The organism is Novosphingobium mississippiense (assembly GCF_044029535.1).
Taxonomy (GTDB): Bacteria; Pseudomonadota; Alphaproteobacteria; order Sphingomonadales; family Sphingomonadaceae; genus Novosphingobium.
In genome coordinates this window covers 67,291-87,371 of record NZ_CP147003.1, presented here as the reverse complement: position 1 = coordinate 87,371, position 20,081 = coordinate 67,291, and the positions used below count along the sequence as shown (strand labels likewise).

The 20,081-nt window shown below is 67.1% G+C and carries 16 protein-coding genes; 8 read left to right on the top strand and 8 right to left on the bottom strand.

Annotated elements, in window-relative coordinates:
• Positions 1-118 precede the first annotated feature (118 nt).
• From WBP06_RS18905 to WBP06_RS18895, 3 genes are read right to left on the bottom strand one after another with little or no spacing between them, the layout of a single operon-like run.
• Entirely contained in the window at positions 119-1,423 is a 1,305-nt protein-coding gene (locus tag WBP06_RS18905; protein ID WP_395336107.1) for an N-succinylarginine dihydrolase, read from the bottom strand.
• Positions 1,420-2,850 carry a succinylglutamate-semialdehyde dehydrogenase gene (gene astD / locus WBP06_RS18900; protein ID WP_395337517.1) on the bottom strand — a complete coding sequence of 477 codons (1,431 nt, stop codon included), beginning with the start codon at positions 2,848-2,850 and terminating at the stop codon, positions 1,420-1,422. Before astD ends, WBP06_RS18905 begins: the two co-directional genes overlap by 4 nt.
• Positions 2,851-2,863: 13 nt before the next feature.
• Positions 2,864-4,072, bottom strand: a complete 1,209-nt coding sequence (locus tag WBP06_RS18895) for an aspartate aminotransferase family protein (protein WP_395336105.1) — start codon at positions 4,070-4,072, stop codon at positions 2,864-2,866.
• Between the two features lie 90 nt (positions 4,073-4,162).
• Between WBP06_RS18895 and WBP06_RS18890 the strand changes: the two genes are divergently transcribed.
• Positions 4,163-5,065 (top strand): LysR substrate-binding domain-containing protein, encoded by a 903-nt coding sequence (locus WBP06_RS18890; protein WP_395336103.1) that lies wholly within the window; start codon positions 4,163-4,165, stop codon positions 5,063-5,065.
• Positions 5,066-5,069: 4 nt separating this feature from the next.
• Here WBP06_RS18890 and WBP06_RS18885 read toward each other — a convergent pair whose 3' ends face one another.
• Entirely contained in the window at positions 5,070-5,930 is an 861-nt protein-coding gene (locus WBP06_RS18885) for a TIGR03620 family F420-dependent LLM class oxidoreductase (RefSeq protein ID WP_395336101.1), read from the bottom strand.
• A 109-nt stretch (positions 5,931-6,039) separates the two neighbouring features.
• Entirely contained in the window at positions 6,040-6,735 is a 696-nt protein-coding gene (locus WBP06_RS18880; RefSeq protein ID WP_395336099.1) for a methyltransferase domain-containing protein, read from the bottom strand.
• 406 nt (positions 6,736-7,141) lie between these two features.
• On the opposite strand from WBP06_RS18880, the gene WBP06_RS18875 reads away from it, so the two are divergent.
• The 5 genes from WBP06_RS18875 to WBP06_RS18855 are packed head-to-tail and all read left to right on the top strand — an operon-like array spanning position 7,142 to position 12,288.
• Positions 7,142-7,372 carry an acyl carrier protein gene (locus tag WBP06_RS18875; RefSeq protein WP_395336097.1) on the top strand — a complete coding sequence of 77 codons (231 nt, stop codon included), beginning with the start codon at positions 7,142-7,144 and terminating at the stop codon, positions 7,370-7,372.
• Entirely contained in the window at positions 7,369-8,601 is a 1,233-nt protein-coding gene (locus WBP06_RS18870) for a beta-ketoacyl-[acyl-carrier-protein] synthase family protein (protein WP_395336095.1), read from the top strand. Before WBP06_RS18875 ends, WBP06_RS18870 begins: the two co-directional genes overlap by 4 nt.
• Entirely contained in the window at positions 8,598-9,719 is a 1,122-nt protein-coding gene (locus WBP06_RS18865; protein WP_395336093.1) for a type III polyketide synthase, read from the top strand. The genes WBP06_RS18870 and WBP06_RS18865 overlap by 4 nt, the downstream gene beginning before the upstream one ends.
• Before the next feature lies 1 nt (position 9,720).
• Entirely contained in the window at positions 9,721-10,902 is a 1,182-nt protein-coding gene (locus WBP06_RS18860) for an NAD(P)/FAD-dependent oxidoreductase (protein WP_395336090.1), read from the top strand.
• 51 nt (positions 10,903-10,953) lie between these two features.
• Positions 10,954-12,288: an amidohydrolase family protein gene (locus WBP06_RS18855; protein WP_395336088.1), complete on the top strand. Its 1,335-nt coding sequence runs from the start codon at positions 10,954-10,956 to the stop codon at positions 12,286-12,288.
• Between the two features lie 25 nt (positions 12,289-12,313).
• Here WBP06_RS18855 and WBP06_RS18850 read toward each other — a convergent pair whose 3' ends face one another.
• Positions 12,314-13,306, bottom strand: a complete 993-nt coding sequence (locus WBP06_RS18850; RefSeq protein ID WP_395336086.1) for a LacI family DNA-binding transcriptional regulator — start codon at positions 13,304-13,306, stop codon at positions 12,314-12,316.
• A 419-nt stretch (positions 13,307-13,725) separates the two neighbouring features.
• Between WBP06_RS18850 and WBP06_RS18845 the strand changes: the two genes are divergently transcribed.
• A complete protein-coding gene (locus WBP06_RS18845; protein ID WP_395336083.1) occupies positions 13,726-15,042 on the top strand; it encodes a sugar MFS transporter in 1,317 nt (438 codons plus the stop codon).
• Between the two features lie 99 nt (positions 15,043-15,141).
• Here WBP06_RS18845 and WBP06_RS18840 read toward each other — a convergent pair whose 3' ends face one another.
• Positions 15,142-17,208 (bottom strand): hypothetical protein, encoded by a 2,067-nt coding sequence (locus WBP06_RS18840; protein WP_395336081.1) that lies wholly within the window; start codon positions 17,206-17,208, stop codon positions 15,142-15,144.
• A gap of 232 nt (positions 17,209-17,440) precedes the next feature.
• On the opposite strand from WBP06_RS18840, the gene WBP06_RS18835 reads away from it, so the two are divergent.
• Positions 17,441-17,824 carry a ribonuclease HI gene (locus tag WBP06_RS18835; protein ID WP_395336078.1) on the top strand — a complete coding sequence of 128 codons (384 nt, stop codon included), beginning with the start codon at positions 17,441-17,443 and terminating at the stop codon, positions 17,822-17,824.
• A gap of 20 nt (positions 17,825-17,844) precedes the next feature.
• On the opposite strand, the gene WBP06_RS18830 is transcribed toward WBP06_RS18835, so the two are convergent.
• On the bottom strand, positions 17,845-19,950 hold the full coding sequence (locus WBP06_RS18830; protein ID WP_395336076.1) for a molybdopterin-dependent oxidoreductase: 2,106 nt from the start codon (positions 19,948-19,950) through the stop codon (positions 17,845-17,847).
• Positions 19,951-20,081: the final 131 nt, after the last annotated feature.

The following is a 20,081-nucleotide window of genomic DNA, read 5'->3' as shown; positions in this document are numbered from 1 at the left end:
TCGCCATGTTTTGTACGACGAGAGCGTTTTCTAATCAGGTGGAATCACCTGATGACTCGGAAAACGCGATAAACCAAAATCTTAGAGCAGTTGATCCGATGCAGTCGGATCAACTGCTCTAGAGTTCACCGGGCGCGAAGCGCAGCACGTCCAGCAGCGCGGCACGCGCGGAGCGGCAGCGATGCCACAGGTCCGGCTCGCCCAGATCGTCGGGCGCGATGCGTTCGGGCCATTCGCGTTCGATCACCGCCTCGATCCGGTCGCAGACCTTCTCGTCCAGCAGGAAGCGCGGATCGATCGCGGCGTGGGCTTCCGCGCTGACGGCAACGCGCAGGCGCAGGCAGGCGGGGCCGCCGCCGTTGCGCATCGATTCCCGCACGTCCACCACTTCCAGTCTGGTGATCGGGTTGTCCCCCTCGCGCACTTCCTCCAGCCAGGCCCAGACTTCCGGCGCCTCGCGCGCTTCGTGCGGCAAGATCAGAGCCATGCCGCCTTCCGGCAGCGTGACCAGTTGCGAATTGAACAGGTAGGATCGGATGGCCAGATCCAGCCCGATCCGCGCGGCCGGCGCCTCGACGATGACCGCGCCGGGCACGCGCTCCATCACCATGCGATGCACGGCCTCACGGTCGGCAAAGGCTTGTTCGTGCGTGAAAAGAACCTGCTCGTTGGCGACGGCGACCACATCGTTGTGGAACGCTCCGGCGGCAATCGCCGCGTCGTTCTGGCGCACAAGCGCCGGATCCGCCAGCCCGTGCAGCCGCGCTACGGCAGCACTGGCGGCGCGATGCTGCCGCGCGGGAAAGGCTGCTCCCGCCACCCGCTCGCCATGGACGAACAGTTCCAGCCCGCGCACGCCATGGCTGGGGCCGAGCCGCATGAAATTCGCCGCACCTTCGTCGCCCAAGCCTGCCGGAAGCGCGGCATGCACGGCGAAGTAACGCTCATCCGCGAAGGCAAGGCGCAGCTGGCGCAAGGTCTGCTCATGCTCGATGCTGCGGTGGAGCATCGTCGACAAGTTGGCGACGGTGAAGTGGCAGCGGGCGTCCGCCGTATCGGGCGCGGGCGAGACGGTGGCGGCATTGGCCGTCCACATCGCCGAGGCGGAGAACGCATTGCGCAAAAGCGCCGGTTCCTGCCGCCATGCCGCACGCAGCACGGCATCGTCGTCCCCGGCGAAGCCCAGCCCGCGCAGCCAGCCTGCATCCGGGCGGTGGTGCGGCAGCAGCAGGCCCTGCGGCAGACCCAGCGCCATCATCCGCCGCATCTTGCCAAGCCCCTGCAGCGCCGCACGGCGCGGGGCGGAAACCGCGCCGGCATTGTTGGCCGAGGCGATATTGCCCAGCGAGAGGCCCGAATAGTTGTGGCTGGGCCCGATCAGCCCGTCGAAATTGATTTCGTGATATTGCCCCTGCCGGCTCACGATACCTGCTCCTCGGCCAAGTCGACGATGCCTTTCATGTCGCCGGTCAGATCCGCCAGCACGCCCGCCTCGAAACCGGCGACCGGATAGGCGCAATAGTCGGCGGCGTAGTAAGCGCTGGGGCGGTGATTGCCAGAGGCACCCAGTCCGCCGAACGGCATTCCCCCGCTGGCGCCGGTGGTGGGGCGATTGCGGTTGACGATCCCGGCGCGCACCAGTGCCAGGAAGCGGCGCCACAAGTCCTCGCTTTCGGAAACGAGGCCGGCAGAAAGGCCGAAGGCCGTGGCGTTCGCCGCATCGATGGCGGCATCGAAGTCCGCCACGCGCAGCACTTGCAGCACCGGTGCGAAAATCTCGCGGTCGGCGGCGGCGATGCCGGTCATGTCCAGCATCGTCGGCGCAACGAAAGCCGACGACAAGCCGGAAAGGTCGCGCACCGGCAGCAGAGGCCGCGCACCCAGCGCCAGAAGTCGCGCAATTTCGGCACGTGCCTTGTCCGCTGCGGCGACCGAGACGAGCGGGCCGATGGCGGGCTCGGGCACGGCATTCCATGCGCCGATCCGCATCCGCCCGGCCAGCGCCGCCACGGCTGCGACGATGCGATCGCCGACCGGGCCTTCGGGAACGATCAGCCGCCGCGCGCAGGAGCAGCGCTGCCCAGCGGTCGCAAAGGCCGATTGCACGACGATCGAGGCGACGGCATCGGGATCGCCATCCCAGGCAACGACGGGATTGTTGCCGCCCAGTTCCAGCGCCAGGATCACGTTGGGCCGGTCCACCATCGCCCGGCGCAGGATCATGCCAGTCTCGGCCGAGCCGGTGAACAGCAACCCGTCGATATCGCCCGCGATCAGCGCAGCCCCCGTCTCGCGCCCGCCCTGCACCAGCACGAGCACGCCATCAGGCAGACCAGCCTCTCGCAACAGCATGGCCATCAGTTCGCCGGTCGCCGGCGTCTCTTCGGAGGGCTTGAACACCACGCTGTTGCCCGCCAGCAGCGCCGGCACGATGTGGCCGTTCGGCAAGTGGCCGGGGAAGTTGTATGGCCCCAGCACCGCCATGACGCCGTGGGGATGATGGCGCAGCACCGCCTGACCGAAGCCCTGCCCTTCCGCGCGATAGCCCGCGCGTTCGGCCTGGGCGCGGATCGAGATATCGACCTTGCCGATCATCGAGGCGACTTCCTGCTGCGCTTCCCATAGCGGCTTTCCCGTCTCCCGCGCGATCGTTGCCGCCATGTCGACCGCCGACGCCGAAAGCAGTTCGGCATAGCGGCGCAGCACCGCCTTGCGCGCATCCAGATCGGTGGCCGCCCAGCGCGCGAACGCGGCGCGCGCCTGACCGAGCGCGCGGGTAACGTCAGCCGCCTCGTCCGCGCGCCCTTCCCAGATCAGCTCTCCCGTCGCCGGGCAGTTCGATCGCAACATGGTCGCCATGCCCTCAGGCCGGAACCGTAGCGGCCGAGGCTTCGGCGCGCAGTACGGTTTCGCAAGCGGCGGCGAAGCGAGCGATCGCCTCGTCCACTTCCTCTGCCGAGATGATCAGCGCGGGCAGCATCCGCACGCAGTTGTCGCCGCCGCCCGCCAGCAGCAGGCGGTGTTCGCGCGCCGTCGCGATGAACGCCTTGTTGGGCGTTGCCATGCGCACGCCGACCAGCAGGCCCTTGCCGCGCACTTCCTCCACCACTTGCGGATAGCGGGCGCAGAGGGCGTTCAGTCCATCCCGCAGACGCTGCGACATGGCGCGCACGTGTTCCAGCAGTTCGGGCCTGGCGATCTCGTCGAACGCGGCCAGCGCCACGGCCATGGCCAGCGGGTTGCCGCCGAAAGTGCTGCCATGCGTGCCGAAGGTCATCCCCGCCGCCGCTTCACGCGTGGCAAGGCAGGCGCCCACCGGAAAGCCGCCGCCCAGCGCCTTGGCCAGCGCCATGATGTCCGGCGCCGCGCCATCGACCCATTGATGCGCGAACAGGCGGCCGGTGCGGCCCATGCCGCTCTGCACTTCGTCATGGATCAGCAGGATGCCATTCCGCCGCGTCACGTCGCGCAGGCGCAGCAGGTCGGCTTCCGAAAGCGCGCGCGCGCCTCCTTCGCCCTGCACCGGTTCGATGATCACGGCGGCTGCCGTGGGGCTGGCCGCCGCCCGCTCCAGCGCCGCGTGATCGTCCAGCGAGAGGTGGACATAGCCCGGCAGGCGCGGCCCGAACCCGTCGAGATGCGCCGGATTGCCACCTGCGTTCAGGCCCGCATAGGTCCGCCCGTGGAAGCTGCCGGCAAAGCCGATCACGTCGATGCGCGCGGAATCGCCGCGATGGGCGTGATAGTGACGCGCCATCTTGATCGCGCATTCCACCGTTTCCGCGCCGCTGTTGGTGAAGAAGGCCAGATCGCCGAAACACGCCGACGCCAGCCGCTCGGCCAGCATGGCCTGCCCGGGAATGGAAAGTGCGTTGGACACGTGCCAGAGCTTGTCCGCCTGATCGCGCAACGCGGCCACCAGCCGGGGATGGCAATGGCCCAGCGCATTGGTGGCGATGCCGCCGATGCAGTCCAGCCAGTCCTGCCCTTCCTCATCGTAAAGCCAGACGCCGCGTCCGCGAGCGAGGTTGACCGGCGCGGGGGCGTAAACGGGCAGAACGTGGTCGGACACTGGGCAACTCCTCATGCTGATTGCGCATGATTTCCGATATGGATCGGCCTATAAAGCCATCTATTGCGCATGAGCTTATGAGTTTTTGGAATGAACCATGACGATCGTCGTCGCCTGCCGCCCATGTCCATGCTGCATTGTTTCGAGGCGGCGGCCCGCCTTGGATCGTTCTCCCGCGCGGCGGAGGCGCTGCGGCTGACGCAGAGCGCGGTGAGCCGCCATATCTCCAATCTGGAACAATGGCTGGGGGCGGCGCTGTTTGACCGGAACGGCCGCCGGGTGGCCCTGAACGATACCGGACGGCAGTTCATGGAGGAGATTGCCCCGGCGCTGGCGGCAATCCGGCGCGCGACCGGCCGATTGATGGATCCGGAGCCCGAACATGTGCTGGAACTGGCGGTGCTGCCGGGCTTCGGGATGCGCTGGCTGGCGCCGCGCCTGCCGCGCCTGACGCAGTTGCACCCCGATCTCGTGGTCAACATCGCCGCGCGCGTGGACGTTTTCGATTTCGCGCGGGAGCCGTTCCACGCCGCCATCCACGTTGGCGGCGCGCCCGATTGGCCGGGGGCGCAGCATGACATGCTGTTCCACGAACATGTCGTGCCGGTGATCTCCCCCGAATTGCAGGCGGAGCACGGCATCACGACGGCGGCGGACCTGCTGCGCGTGCCCCTGCTGGTGCAGTCCTCCCGCCGCGATGCATGGACGCGCTGGTTCGCGCTGTTCGGCATGAGTGGCCCCGATGCGCAGTCCCTGCCGGGCGTCAGCCACTTCCTGATGCTGGCGCAGGCAGTGAAGGCAGGCGGCGGCGCGGCGCTGATCCCCTCATTCCTGATCGCGCCGGAACTGGAGGCGGGCGAGCTGGTGATTCCGGTGGATCGGGCGCTTGGCGAGGATCGCAGCTACTGGCTGGCCTATCCGCCGGCCCGAAAGCGGACGAAGGCGCTGGCCCTGTTCCGCGAATGGCTGGCCGGCGAATGCGCGCCCGTTTGAACGGTCAGGCGGACGAACCGGCCCCCGCCAGCGCGCGCCATGCTGCCATCGGCGCTGTCGGGTCCAGACCCTGCCCGGTGATCGCCTGTATGCAAACGTGATCCGCCCCGGCGGCCCAGTGCTCATCCAGCCGCGCGGTGATGGCGGCGGCATCGCCCCAGGCGAACAGGCTGTCCACCAGACGATCGCTCATCGCGTCGATCTCCTCCACATCGAACCCAAGCCGGATCCAGCTGTTCCGGTAATTGGGATACTGGAGATAGTGCGACAACGCACCGCGCGCCTTTTCGCGCGCGGTTGCGGGATCGCTATCTAGCACCACGCCCTGTTCCGGTGCCAGCAGCTTGCCCGGCCCTAGAACCGCGCGCGCGGATTGCGTGTGCTCGGGCGAGATGAGGTAGGGATGGATGCCGCAGGACCGTTCGCGCGCCAAGGCCTGCATCTTCGGCCCCAATGCCGCCAGACAGCGGGCTTCCGCCGGCAGCCCTTCGGCATCAAGGCGATCGAGATAGGCCTCCATGGCGGCAAGTGGCTTTGCGTAAGCCTCCCCCACGATATGCGCGTGGCTTACGCCGAGACCCAGCAGCACGCGCCGCTGCCGCGCATCGGGCAGCGCCTTCCACCACGATGCGATCTCCGCCGGATCGTGCATCCAGATGTTGAGGATGCCGGTGGCAATCGTGGCGTGGGTGGTGGCATCCAGCAGCCGGTCGATATCGCCCGTGATATCGCCGCCCATTCCGCCCGGAATCCACAGCGCGCGATAGCCCAGCTCGTCCAGTTCGGCCGCCGAACGGGCCGCCGCCTGCGGGTCTCCGAACCGCAATTCCATCGACCATATGCCGATCCGTCCCAGCGCAGGCATCCGCGTTCTCCCCAAGCACGTCTTTGCGGCGATCATAGGGTCGGTCGCGTCCTGCGCGAAAGCCGCTCGCCCAACGCCCCGGCGATACCCCGACGCGCCGGCCGAGCGATCAGAACACCCGTTCCACCGCGATCCGGAACGGAAACCGCCGCACCACGCGCGCCTTTGCGGGATCGAGCCCCGCCCGCGCCAGTTCGGCAGGCCACTCACCGGGGCGGAGCGATCGCGCGATGGACAGTTGCCCATCCTCGCGCACGATCCGGTGCACGCCCATGAACCGCGCCAGCAACGGGAAGCCGTGATAGGAAAACACGTGGCGGTTCAGGTCGCAGATCAGCCAGCCGCGCCGCGCGTCATGCTCCATGAACCGCAGGAACCGCGTCAATTGCGCATCGTCCATGTGGTGCGCGACCTGGCTGCTGATGATGAAATCGAAGCGTTCGGGCTGGTCGGCATAGTCGCCCGTCCGGTACTCGATCGGCAGGTCGGCAGGCGTTGCCCCCTCGGCCAGCGCGCGGCTCGCCGGATTGAGGTCCACGCCCACCAACCGCGCCTCGATCCCGCGCCGCGCCGCCCATGCCGCGACCGCCCGCAACATGTCGCCATAACCGAAGCCAACATCCATCAGCGTGAAGCGCGGGGCATCGCCCACCGCGCGCGCGAGATAGGCCAGCGCCGCATGATGGGTGAAGGTCCAGCGGTTGACCCGCCCCAGATCGCGCAGCACCTGTTCATAGATGCGCGGGTCCAGATCCGGCGCATCCATCTGCTCTTCCTGCCGCATCCTGACCGGCAGCAGCATCATCGGCAGCCTCCCAACCCAGCGTCCATCCGGCCCTTCGCCATCGTCCGCGATTCGCCCTTCGCGAGCCCGATCGCAAATGGAGCCGTGCCGCGGACTATGGCACGGACGGCCCGCCGATTTAAAGCATTCTCATCCCTCCGGCTCCCTTGCGGCCGGGCCTGAAATGGCGCACTATTCGGCAATAAAATCAAGCCGGGATGCCGCGATGAAGGGCATGTGCACAAGAACGGCTCCAGCGCTTTCGGCATGGGCCGTGGCCGTGCCTGCATTTGCTCCCCGCATTTGCCCAAGGTCCAGAGGCCTGTCGCAACAGCACCCGTCCGGATGGCGCGTTGGACGCAACGGGATGCGCGCCGATGCTGTACCGCACCCGACACCGAACCCGCAGTACCCAGGAGAAGAGCCGATGACCTACGAGGAAGTGATCGCGCTGATCGCGAAGGAAACCGGCCTTCCCCCGGAGCGTCTGGAACCCGATGCCACGCTGGCGACGCTGGACATCTCATCCATCGACATCGTCAGCATGCTGTTCGAACTGGAGGACAGGTTCGGCGTCGAAGTGCAGCCCGAAGAACTCTCGCGCGAGACGACGATGCGCCAGTTGCTGGAACGCATCGGCGTGCCGGCACCGCAATGAGAAAGCGCGTCGTCATCACCGGCATGGGCTGCGTCAGCGGCCTTGGCCGTGGGGTCGAGGTAAGCTGGGCCCGCACGCGGGACGGCAACGGCGCAATCCGCCCGCTTCCCGAAGACAGACTGGCGGAAAGCGGAAAGGGCGGGATCGCCGCATGGGTGGATCCACCCGCCGGGGAGAATGGCGCGCTCGCCCATGTCGACCAAGAGCGCCTGCGCCGGCTTGGCAAGCTGGACCCGCTCTCCTCCTTCGCGATCGAGGCCGCGCTGGAGGCGGTGACAAGTGCCGGCCTACTGGGCCATCCCTCGCTGGACCACCGCACCGCGATCATGCTCGGCTGCGGCAGCGGCGGCAACCAGACCCGCGAAGTGGCCTATGAACGGCTGTTCGCCAAGGGCCAGCCCAGGGCCCATCCGCAGACCATTCCCAGTTCGATGATCACCGCCCCCGCCGCGCAGATCGCGATCCTGCTGGGCGCGCATGGCCCGGTCTTCACGCTGTCCAGCGCCTGCGCCTCCTCCGCCCACGCTTTGGGAGAGGCGATGCACATGATCCGTTCCGGCCGCGTCGACGTTGCGCTGGCGGGCGGGGCGGAGGCGTGCCTGACGCGGGGATCGCTGGCCGGCTGGAATTCGCTGGGCGTGCTGGCGCCCGACGCCTGCCGCCCGTTCTCCCGCGATCGGCGCGGCATGGTGCTGGGCGAAGGCGCGGCGGTGCTCGTGCTGGAAAGCGAGGCCCATGCCCTGGCCCGGCGTGCACCGATCCTGGCCGAACTGGCCGGCTACGGCCAATCGAGCGATGCTGCGCAGATGACCGCGCCCGATCTTGGCGGCATAACCATGGCGATGCGCGCCGCGCTCGATGACGCCGGGATTGCCGGGCATGAGCCGATGCTGGTTTCCACGCACGGCACCGGTACCGCGCTCAACGATCCGACCGAGGCTGCCGCCCTCCGCGCCGTCTGTGGCGACGGGCTGGACCGCCATCGCGTGATCGCCACCAAGTCCGCGCACGGCCACATGATCGGCGCGGCAGGCGCCATGGAATTCCTGATCGGCCTTGCCGCCCTGATCGAAGGGACCGCACCGCCGATCCTGAACTTCCTTGGCCCCGATCCCGCCTGCGACCTGCCACTGGTTCTGGAGCGGGAGGCCTTCGCCCCGCACGTGCTGCTGTCGAACAGTTTCGCGTTCGGCGGTCTCAACGCCGTACTGGTGGGCCGGCTTCCGTGAGTGCGACGATCGCCCACATCAACCGGATCGGCACGGCCAACCCGCCGTTTCAGGTGCACGACGCCTTCGTCCGCTACGTCGCCGGCGAGCTGGAGGATCCGCGCACCCGCCGCCTGTTCGAACGGATGGTCGCGCGATCCGGCATCGCCCGGCGCTATTCCTATCTGGAGCCCACCGTCCTGCCCGATGGCACGATCCGGGATACCGACGGGTTCTACGGCGGGGCCGCATGGCCCACCACCGGCGCGCGCATGGTCCGCTACGAACGCGATGCGCCACACCTGGCGCTCTCCGCCATCGATGCGCTGGGCATCGATGCGGGTGAGAGGGTGGGGCTGACCCATCTGATCGTCGCCTCCTGCACGGGATTCATGGCGCCGGGGCTGGATCAGGTGATCATGGCGTCCGCCGGGCTTTCGCCCGATGTGGAGCGCACTGTGGTGGGGTTCATGGGCTGCTACGCGGCGGTCAATTCGCTGCGACTGGCGCATCACATCGTCCGCTCCGATCCCGCCGCGCGCGTGCTGGTCGTCACGCTGGAGCTGTGCACGATCCACTTCCAGCGCAATCTCGATGTCGCCAGCCTGCTGGCGATGCTGCTGTTCGGAGACGGCGCCGCCGCCGCGCTGGTGACGGCCGATCCGCACGGCATTGCCATCAAGGATTTTCGCGCAGCAACAATCCCCGGAACCGGCGATGCGATCACCTGGAACATCCGCGATCAGGGCTTCGACATGCACCTAGGCGGCGAAGTGCCCGCGCGCATTGCCGAGGCGCTGGCGGTCGAGGCCCAGCGCACCGACGGCGGCGGGTTGCTGCGCGATGCGGCGGTGGGGGACTTTGGGCTCTGGGCCGTCCACGCCGGCGGGCGCACCATTCTGGACGCGGTGGAGCATGGCTTCGCGCTGGACGACACGGCGCTGGCGGCTTCGCGCGCGGTGCTGCACGATCATGGCAACATGTCCTCCGCCACACTGATGTTCATCCTGGCGCGGGTGTTGGCCGGCAAGCAGCAGGGCCTGGCCAGTGAGCGGGGCAGTGAGCAAGGATTGGGTATGGCGCTGGCCTTCGGCCCCGGCATGGCGGCCGAAAGCTTTCGCTTCGCGCTGGACGCGTGACATGGCCCCGCACCCGCCAAGCGCGCTGGTCATCGGCGGTGGGCTGGCCGGCAGTGCGGCGGCCTGCCTGCTCTCCCGCGCCGGGCACAGCGTCCATCTGATCGAGAAGGAATCGGGGCCGCATCACAAGGTCTGCGGGGAGTTCCTGTCGATCGAGGCGGCAGCACACTTGCAAGAGCTCGGCGTCGATCCGCTGGCGCTGGGCGGCGTGCCGATCGAGCGGATCCGGCTGGTTCGCGCCGGATCCGCCCGGGTTGCGGAGGCGGCACTGCCGTTCGGGGCGCTCGGCCTGAGCCGCCATGTTCTGGACGAGGCGCTGATTGCCCGTGCGCAGGCGGCCGGTGCGCGTGTGGAACGCGGCCTGCGCGTGTCCCGCCTGGAGGGGACGCGCGCCGTGACCAGTCTGGGCGAAGCGACGGGCGAGATGGTCCTGCTGGCCACTGGAAAGCTGCCGATCCGGGAGGGCACCACGCCGCCCCCGCGCCCGCCCGACGCGTTCGTCGGGTTCAAGATGCACTATCGCCTCGCCCCCACCGCGATGCGGCGACTGCGCGGCGTGATCCTGCTGGCCCTTCTGAGCGGCGGCTATGCGGGATTGCAGATGGTGGAGGATGGGCGGGCCAACCTCTGCCTGGTGATCCGCCAGTCCCGCCTTGCCGATCTTGGCGGCAACTGGGAGGGCCTGCGCGAATGGCTTTGCGAAGCGCCCGAGATGGCGGCCTTGCTGCACGACGCGGAACCGCTGTTCGCGCGGCCGGTGTCGATCGGCAATCTTGCCTATGGAACGCTGGCCGGGCAGCCGATGGACGAGCGCGTGCTGCGGCTGGGCGACCGCTGGGCCATGACCGCCTCTCTGACGGGCGACGGCATGGCCATTGCCCTGCGCAGCGCCTTCGTGGCCGCGCGCTGCGTGGATGCCGGGCGCGGCGCCAGCGCCTACCACGCCGAACTCACCCGCCACGCCGGCGGCCAGATCCGCCGCGCCATGGCCATGCAGAACCTGCTGGCGGCGCCGGGAATAGGCGCCCTCGCCTGCCGGATTGCGGCCGCCTTTCCTGCCGGCCTGCGCCTGGCCGCACGGGCGACGCGTCTGCCTGAGTGGCAGGCGGAATATCTGGCGGAATATCAGGTCGGGCGTCACCCCGAATTAGCCGAACCAGGCTACGATACGCAAAGGCGTTGACGCCGCCCTCGCCGCGCGCAACTTTGCCGCCAACAGGCAAGAGGGGCAATCATGCGTAAAGGCAAGTTTCTGAAAGATGCGGCAAAGTTCGCGTGCGGCGCGCTGGTCGCTGCGGCGATGCCATTCACCGCGGCTGCAGCGAAAGACGTCGTGATCCACGCCGGCAGCTTTATCGACGGCACCGGCGCGGCGCCCCGGCACAACGTGTCGATCCTCATCACCGACCAGCGCATCACCGCGATCCAGGCGGGATTCGTGACCCCACAAGGCGCCGAGGTGGTCGATCTGGCGGACAAGACCGTGCTGCCCGGCCTGATCGACGCGCACGATCACATCACCGCAGGCTGGCACGCCGGTGATCCCATCCGCAACAGCGTGACCCGCAGCGATTTCGAGGACGCGATCGAGGCGACCGGATTCACTCGCAACACCCTGCTGGCGGGCTTCACCTCGGTCCGCGATTGCGGCGCCAATACGCAAGTCGTCGTCGCCCTGAAGAAGTCGATCGACGGCGGCGTAGTGCCCGGCCCGCGCATGTGGGTGGCCGGCACGCCGCTGGGGCCCACCGGCGGCCACGGCGATTCGACCAACGGGCTGCGCGTGGAATTCGCGGACATCCCGCATATCAGCGACAATGTGATCGACAGCCCGGAAGCCGCGCGGATCGCCGTGCGGCGGCTGAAGCGCGAAGGCGTGGACTTCATCAAGATCATGCCGTCGGGCGGCGTGATGTCGATCGGCGACGATCCCAAGCATCAGTTGATGGCCGATGACGAGATCAAGGCCGTGATCGACACCGCCCACGCATTGGGCATGAAAGTGGCCGCGCACGCCCACGGCAAGGAAGCGATCGATCACACCATCGCACTGGGCGTCGATTCCATCGAGCATGGCTCTTACGCCGACGCCGCCAGCTACAAGCTGTTCAAGCAGTACGGCGCCTATCTGGTGCCGACGATGCTGGTGGGTGAGCGGGTCTACCAGCGCGCCCAGGAACATCCCGAGCAGCTGAACCCGTCAACCGCCGAAAAGGCGCTGGCGATCGCCCCGCTGCTGCGCCGCAACCTGCACGATGCCTATGCCGCCGGCGTGAAGATCGCCTTCGGCACGGACACTTTCGGCCTTTCCCGCCATGGCGAGAATGCGCAGGAATTCGCGCTGATGGTGGGCGCGGGCATGACTCCGATGGACGCCATCAAGGCCGCCACCGGCAATGCGGCGGACCTGCTGGGCAGCCCCGATATCGGCACGCTGCAACCGGGCCGCTATGCCGATGTCATCGCCGTGGAGGGCGATCCGCTCAAGGATGTCAAAGTGCTGGAAAACGTCAGCTTCGTGATGAAGGGCGGCACCGTGGTCAAGGCCGGCGGAAAGCCGCTGATCTGACAGGCGGAACCGCGGCCCCTCGCCCTCAGGAAGCGGGGGCGGGGCCGCTGCTTTCCCGGCAGATCAGTTCGAAACGGAATACCGGCGCCTCGTCCGGCTCCGCCACCAGCGCGTCCACCACCGCGCGACCCATTTCCTCCAGCGGCTGACGCACGGTGGTAAGCGGTGGCCACGCGGTGGCGCTGGCCGGGGTATCGTCGAACCCGACGACCGAAAGATCGTCCGGCACGCTCAGCCCCTGGCGATGCGCGAATGTCAGCACGCCCAGCGCCATCGCGTCGTTCGTCGCAAAAATGGCGGTGGGCGGCGCATCGCGCTTCAGCAGCGCTTCGCCCACTTCCAGGCCCGACGCGAAATCGAAACCGCCGCGGACGAACATATCGTTCCCCACCGGAAGCCCGGCAGCCGCCAGCCCGTCCTTGAAGCCTTCGACACGGGCCAGCGCGGCGCGGTGGTCCGCCGGCGGGGTGATGACGCCAATGCGGCGATGGCCCAGACCGATCAGGTGATCGGCAATCATGCGCCCCGCTGCCCGTTCCGGCGTCGGGATATTGAAGCTTTCCGCCACGATCGAGCCGGCCAGCCGCGCACAGGGCAGCTTGAATTCCGCCAGCTTCTGCAACAGCGCCTTGTCGTCGGACAGCGGAGGCGCGACGAACACGCCATCGGGGCGCAGGGCCGCCACCAGCCGGTCGAGAATCTCGAAGCGCGCCTCGCCCGAAAGCGGCATCGGTTCCACCACGAGATGATAACCAAGATCGCGGCAGCGATTGGCGGCACCGATCTGCAGCGCCGCCGTATAGCCCGGCGTGGGGTTGTTGTAGAGAAACGCCAGCATGAACGACCGGCCGCCCGCCAGCCGCCGTGCGGATTGGTTGGGCCGATAGCCTAGCTTGCTGATCGCGGCGGACACGCGCTCACGCACGGTTTCGCTGACATTCGGCGCCTTGTTGACAACGCGAGACACCGTTTTGATGGATACGCCGGCCACAGCGGCGACGTCACGAATGCTGGTCATCTGAAGCCTTTGCCACACAAGACGCGCGTTGAGAACGGTCTTGCAAATGTCTTTCGGATGGTGCCCGCCGCCACGCCCTTTTTCGCGGCCGGTTGATGGGGATTGCAAGATCGACTTGATCCGACTGCCAATGCACGCTAAACGGCCGGTACAACGTTGTCATCTCCTCCTAAAGCGACAGCGCTGCGCATCCCGGGTGTGGGCGGATTGATCTCAGCTCTTTCCCTTGCACCCGGGATGTCACCAAAAAACAAAAAACATCGTGGGAGATTTCCGGTGCCCTTCAACGCCAGCGTCATCCGTCGGGATTGACCACTTGCGGATTGCTTCCGTCATCCGCGCGTAAGGGCTTACGAAACCTTCATTTCATTCCGGATCGACGCATTCCATTGCGTCATGCAGCGCAGGTCAAGCACATCATGGCCATTACGTCCGCAATACCGAATCCCGGCATCAGCGCCGAAACGAGTGAAGAAGTCCCCGGCGGCTATGTCGATGCGCCCGAACTGCGCTACTTCGTCATGGCGCTGTTCTTCATCTTCGGCGGCATCACCAGCCTGAACGACGTCATCATCCCGAAGCTGAAGGAGCTGTTCACGCTCAGCTACACGCAGGCGATGCTGGTGCAGTTCTGCTTCTTCACCGCCTATGCCATCATCGGCATTCCCGGCGCGATGCTGGTGCGCAAGGTGGGCTACATGCGCGGCGCCGCCGCCGGGTTGGTGATCATGATCGTCGGCTGCCTGGCCTTCATTCCGGCCTCGCAAACCGCGACGTACTGGCTGTTCCTGGCCGCCTACTTCGTGCTGGCGGCGGGCGTGGTGATCGTGCAGGTGGTTGCCAACCCGCTGATCAGCCTGCTGGGCAAGCCGGCAACGACCAGTTCGCGCCTCACCTTCGCGCAGGCGTTCAACTCGCTGGGCACCACGATCTTCCCGATCGCCGGCTCCGTGCTGATCCTGGGCAGCCTGGCCAAAGTCTCCGCACACGAGCTGACCGGACCGGCGCTGGACGCCTATCGCAGCAACGAAAGCCAGGCCATCGTCCACGGCTACCTCGGCATTGCCGTCGCCCTGGCGCTTGTGGCCGCGGCAGTCTGGAAGTTCCGCAATCGCCTGCCCCCCGAACAGCATGGCGAAGACAGCGGTTTCGCCGGGTTCGACCTGCTGAAGCGCGCCCGCTTCGGTTATGGCGCGCTTTGCATCTTCCTCTACGTCGGCGCCGAAGTCTCGATCGGTTCCCTGATCGTCAGCTATCTGATGCAGGATCACGTCCTGGCCCTGCCCGAGCAGTCCGCCGGCAAGCTGATCGGCCTTTACTGGGGGGGCGCGATGGTGGGCCGCTTCATCGGATCGGCCGTGCTGCGCGTGCTGAATCCCGGCCTCGTCCTGGCCTTCAACGCCTGCGCCGCCATCGCCCTGCTGGGCATCTCGATGTCGAGCGTGGGCACTCTCGCCGGCTATTCGCTGCTGGCAGTCGGCCTGATGAACTCGGTCATGTTCCCCACGATTTTCAGCCTTGCCTGCGAGAAGCTGGGCGCGCGGGCGGCGGACGGTTCGGGTATCATCAACGTGGCCATCTGCGGCGGCGCACTGGTGCCGCTGGCCACCGGCGCGCTGGCCGATCTGACGGGCGGCAATCTTGAGATCGCCCTTGTCCTGCCGGCCATCTGCTATGCCGTGATTGCCGGCTTCGGCCTTTACGCCCGCCGGCCGGCCCAAGCCTTGCACGGCTGACAAAGCGAACCCCCTACCCAAGCACGGCCGCCCATCGGCGCGCTGGGGTAGGGGTTTCCTTTCAAGGCGATCAGGGCCCGCAAAGCGCAAGCCCGCCGATCACTTCACGACGATACGCACCCGCGCCAGGTTCTGGATCCGCGCGAACGGCGTTTTCCTGTCGCCCTCTCGCTGCGATGCCGTGCGAAGCACGGCAAAGTAGGTTCCCGGCCGATCATAGGCGTGATCCGCCGTCAGCGTGGCCGTCGCCTTGTTGCCGGCCGGGATCGCGACAGGCGTTTCGAATGTGCCGTCGCCATCGAAGTCCCACTCGGCCGCGACCACCGATCCGGTACCCGGCGGCACATCGATCTTCGCCTTGAAGGCGACCCGGCTGCCAGCCGCGACTTTCGCGACAGCGCCACCATTGGCCGTCAGCGCCACGACCGGTTGCACGCCCTTGCGCGCGGCCGCATCGGCGGGAACCACTACCTGACCGTCATCGATACGATAGGCGGTGGAGGCAGGCGGCACCTTGCCCTGTTCCACCCAGGCCGAAAGATCGCGCAGGGCCTGCTGCAGCACGCCAATGTAGGAGACCACGCGGGCCGGATCGTCCTGCTGGCTCTGATCGCCATGCAGGGCGCGATCGGTGTACCAGATGCGGAAGCGATCGTCCGCCGCCGCCCCCGCATTCGCCTTCACGCGCGAACGGTACCAGTCGCCCTGCCATGGCAGCGCCTCGCGATCCCACAGGTTCTCGACCAGGATGACCTTGCCGTCGAACTTGCCGGTCGGCACCGAACCGGCGGCGTTCTTGGTGAACAGCGGGCCCAGCAACATGCGGCGCTGCGCGTGGAGCGGCTTGCCCTGCGCGTCGGCAAACTGCTTCCACACCGGGTATTCGGCAAGGTCCGGCACCTGATGGCGGTGGTAGTACTGCACCGCCAGGATATCGCTGTTGTCCAGCCGCACGGCATCGCCCACCTTGATCGTGGCAAGCAGCCGCGGATCGTTGATCCCCAGCATCGCCAGATCGCCATGCACGTCCGAAAGCACCACCTTCTTGCCCGAAGGCAGCACCAGATCGGACAGCAGCAGGGCGTGGGAGGTCGAGCTATCCGCCAGCCGCACCGCAACCGGCATTTCGCCCGCCGAATGCAGGCCCATCGCCTGCCAGGCAAGGTCCGCCGTACCCTTGGCCGTGCCCGGCGTATGGCCAAGATCGATGCCGAGCGACTTGGCCTTGTCCGCGCTGATCACCTCTGCCACGCGGGTATCCAACTGGACGCGATCGGCCTTCAGAAGATCGGGGCTATCATGCCCTTCATATCCCGGCTGGGTCCAGAAATCGGTGAAATAGGACGAATCCGCCATGCGGATGCCGCCGAAAAGCAGCGCGAAGGCATGCGGCCCCATCGTGCGCCAGGCGTACCAGGATTGCGGTTGGAAGCCCATCGCGGTCACTTCGCGCAGCGCCGCCATCTGCTGGTCCGACAGTCCGGCGTAAGGATCGCCGCTGCCGCCGGCATCCAGCGCATCGACCACACCGTCCAGCTTGTCCCCCAGCACGCGCATCGCCATCAGCCGCACCGTGAACATGCTGGGAATCGCCATGGGTGAACCCAGCACGTAAGGCACCGCGCCGTCCCAGACGCCCTTGGTATTCTCCAGCGATCCCAGCGTGCGATAGGCGCCGCCGCTGCCGCCATAGGCATAGCCATAGACATGCGGCCGCGCCGGATAGACTTGCCCCGCCACGAAGCGCGAAAACCGGGCGACCGCCGCATTGGCGCGGAAGGCGCCGACCGTCAGGTCTCCGCCGCCCATCGGATCGGCCGCCTTGGGCCCGCCACCGTTGGTTTCGATGAAGTAGGCGCCGGCGGCCATGGCGGCACCGATGCGATCCTCTTCGCCGGTCAACCCTTGCGACAGCGTCTCACTGTCCGGCACGGGGGTGATGTACTGGAAGAAGCGCCCCTGCCACGCCTTGGCGACCGGGAAGTAGAACGAAAAGCGCGTGTCCGTGCCCTCGAACCCGCCGTGGACGTAGCGATAGGCAGTGCCGTTGTTCGTGCGCGGCTCATCCCGATCGATGAAGGGGCGAGCGAAAAGCGCGTCGTCGTCCGTGTATCCTTGGGTGGCGAGTGTGGCCGATGCGGTCTGGGCGGTGGGACTATCGGCCATCGCGGCCCCCGAAGCCAAGAGCGTCGCCGCCAGAATTGCCGTACCTGCCGCCCATTTTCCTGTTGCCTTTCGCAAGGTCACCGTCCTTCATCCCTTCGATCGATCCGCCGCTGATCCGGGCGCTGAAGGGAACTGTGTGGCACGGCACCGGCCGATATGCAGGCCCCAGCCCATCGCCGGACCGATCTTCCAACTTGCCTGCCGTCGGCACCTGCGGCAAACGCAGGGCGTCATGCCAAGCCGCAGAGTAAAAGTGTTTTTCGACGGCGGCTGCCGCCCCAATCCCGGCCCCATCGAAGTGGCCGTGGCCCTTCGCGGGGAGGTCCAGGTGTTCGAAGGGCTCGGCCCCGGCACCAACAGCGACGCCGAATGGCTGGCCCTGATCCACGCGCTGGAACTGGCGCAATCGCTGGGGCTGGCCGATGTCGAACTGATCGGAGACGCGCGGGAGATCGTGACGCAGGCGAACATGGCGTTGAAAAGCGGACAGGCTGCACCGGGCCATCCCGCGGCGTTCCTGGCCCTGGCCGCAAAAGCCCCGCCCGCCCGCATCCGCTGGATCAAGCGCGAACAGAACCTGGCCGGCATCGCGCTGGCAGCCAGGCACCCCCGATAGAGCGCCGCCGCCGGTTCGGCCTATCTGCAAGCCTCCACAGCGGCGGTAGGCTCGGCGGCGGACTCGGCGGCAACGGGCTCGATGGAAATGGGCCCGATGGAAATGGGCCCGATGGAAATGGGCCCGATGGAAATGGGAATGCCGGAATAGCGCACCATCCCGGTCAGCGCATCGACGGATTCCACGCTGGTGAGCAGGTTGACGTTGGCGATTTCATGGCCATGCGGGATCGAGGCGACACCCGGGCGGATCGCCTCATCCACGCAGGCCGTCAGCACGATGGCGCCGCGCGGCGTGCTGACCCGAACCGGCGCGCCATGGTCCACGCCGTTGCGGGCCGCGTCTTGCGGATTGAGGATGATGTCGGCCGGGCTGCCCAGAAACGAAAGGGACGCATTCAGTTTGCGGCGTTGCCGGCGCGGAATGAACGAGAGCGGCGGCATCACTGCATCACGATCTCGCGCGCGCATCTCGCGCCACGATTGCAGCAAGGCATCGGGCGCCAGAAACCAGCCGCCGATCCGTTCGATATGATCGTCCACCCACTTGCCGGGAAATTCCAGCGGCCTGGAGACGGTGCCAGCGTCCCGCAGTTCCTCGAAAGTGCAGCGCGCCGCCGCCATCTGCCGCGCGAGCATGGCATCGTCCGCACCGGGATCGAGATCGCTTGGCGGCAGGCCGTCCGGCACCGGCAGGTCCATGCGCTGCATGAGCCGGGAAATGATCCACCACGCCGAACGCCGCTGCCCCATCGGTTCAACCACCGCAGGCGAATAGAGCATCGACAGGCTGCCGCTCAGTGTATCCCAGAACGAGATGTCGGGCCGCTCCAGCTGGTCCTTGGTCGGCAGGACATGCGATGACAGGGCCGTAGTCTCGTTCCGCAGGATTTCGAAGGAAACGAAAGTATCCAGCTTGCGCAGCGCCGGAACCAGCCGGTTGGCATCCGGAAAGGAACGGACCAGGCTTCCCCCCAGATTGACCAGCGCGCGGATGTTTCCGGCCTCGATCTCGCCCGGAAGCGCGGCGCAGGGCCAGTCACCGATCAGGCCGGAGGCGTGCGGCATCGTCGGCGCGCCCGGCGTGAAGGGGTTGTTCATCAGCGGCAATTCGAACCCGTCGAACTGCATCAGGAAGCCCGGATGGAACCATACGCCGCCCTTGCGGTTCATCCGGCCGGTCAGGATGTTCAGCAGCCAGGCGAACCACTGGGTGATATTGGCGCTTTCCGCCATGGTAACGCCGGTGCCGGTTTCGACGGTAACACCGCCGTGCCGGCGAACGGCCGCGAGCAAGTCGTCCAGATCGTCCTCGCTGACGCCGGACACGCGCGATGCTGTGGCCCGATCGTAGCCATCAAGCGCGGAACGCAGGCTGTCCAAGCCCTGGACCGGCTGCGCCGGTGTCAACGGTCCGCCATCGATCACCTCGCGCACCAGCCAGCCGAGCACCGCATAGTCCTTGCCGGGCCATGGCTGCAGATGGCGGGTCGAAAAGCCTGCCGTTTCCGTACGCAACGGGTCGATCGTCCAAACCTCGCCCCGCGATGCCACCGAGCGAATCGGCCCGGCGGGATTGAACATGCCGGTGTTGTGCCCGTGGCTGACCATCGGATTGACGCCGACGTAGAGCAGCATGTCCACATTGTCGTTGTCGGTCTTGCCCGAAAGGCCGGGAAACCCGCCGACCAGACTGGAAACCAGCACTTTCGCGGTGCCATCGATGGTGAGCGGGGAGAACTTGGGCGGCGTGCCCAGCGCGTTGTAGAATGCCTCTCCCATGCGATAGCCAGCGGCATCCATGCCAAGGCCGCTACCGAAATAAAACGCCACCGCGTTCGGCCCGTGCTCTTCCATCACACGGCGCAGGCGGGCGGCCAGATCGTCGATGCAGTCGTCCCAGCCGGCCGGCTCCAACCGGTCTCCACGCCGCATCAGGGGAGTTTCGATGGCATCCGGATGATGGTGCAGGCGCCCCAGCGCGCGCCCCTTCGGGCATGTGTAGCCCTTGCTCAGCGGATGGTCGAAATCGCCCTTGATCCGGCCAATGGCCTTATCCTCCACCTGCACCGCGATACCGCACTGGTTGGTACAGATCCGGCAATGGGTGCGGACGAATTCCGGCATGACAGGCTCTCCCCGGCCCCTCTCCCAAGGCCGTTTTCCTGCCGACTCGTATAATTGAACAACCGCTCAATTGTAAGTGATCCATTGTTCACTTGGCTTGTCCGCCGCTGAAACTGCCCCTACACCTCCTC

Bases quoted from the DNA above. Each gene is read 5' to 3' on its own strand.
- WBP06_RS18875 (WP_395336097.1), top strand. From the start codon at position 7,142: ATGACCTACGAGGAAGTGATCGCGCTGATCGCGAAGGAAACCGGCCTT.
- WBP06_RS18855 (WP_395336088.1), top strand. From the start codon at position 10,954: ATGCGTAAAGGCAAGTTTCTGAAAGATGCGGCAAAGTTCGCGTGCGGC.
- WBP06_RS18890 (WP_395336103.1), top strand. From the start codon at position 4,163: ATGAACCATGACGATCGTCGTCGCCTGCCGCCCATGTCCATGCTGCAT.
- WBP06_RS18885 (WP_395336101.1), bottom strand. From the start codon at position 5,930: ATGCCTGCGCTGGGACGGATCGGCATATGGTCGATGGAATTGCGGTTC.
- WBP06_RS18850 (WP_395336086.1), bottom strand. From the start codon at position 13,306: ATGACCAGCATTCGTGACGTCGCCGCTGTGGCCGGCGTATCCATCAAA.
- WBP06_RS18835 (WP_395336078.1), top strand. From the start codon at position 17,441: ATGCCAAGCCGCAGAGTAAAAGTGTTTTTCGACGGCGGCTGCCGCCCC.
- astD (WP_395337517.1), bottom strand. From the start codon at position 2,850: ATGTTGCGATCGAACTGCCCGGCGACGGGAGAGCTGATCTGGGAAGGG.
- WBP06_RS18880 (WP_395336099.1), bottom strand. From the start codon at position 6,735: ATGATGCTGCTGCCGGTCAGGATGCGGCAGGAAGAGCAGATGGATGCG.
- WBP06_RS18870 (WP_395336095.1), top strand. From the start codon at position 7,369: ATGAGAAAGCGCGTCGTCATCACCGGCATGGGCTGCGTCAGCGGCCTT.
- WBP06_RS18845 (WP_395336083.1), top strand. From the start codon at position 13,726: ATGGCCATTACGTCCGCAATACCGAATCCCGGCATCAGCGCCGAAACG.
- WBP06_RS18830 (WP_395336076.1), bottom strand. From the start codon at position 19,950: ATGCCGGAATTCGTCCGCACCCATTGCCGGATCTGTACCAACCAGTGC.
- WBP06_RS18840 (WP_395336081.1), bottom strand. From the start codon at position 17,208: ATGGCCGATAGTCCCACCGCCCAGACCGCATCGGCCACACTCGCCACC.
- WBP06_RS18860 (WP_395336090.1), top strand. From the start codon at position 9,721: ATGGCCCCGCACCCGCCAAGCGCGCTGGTCATCGGCGGTGGGCTGGCC.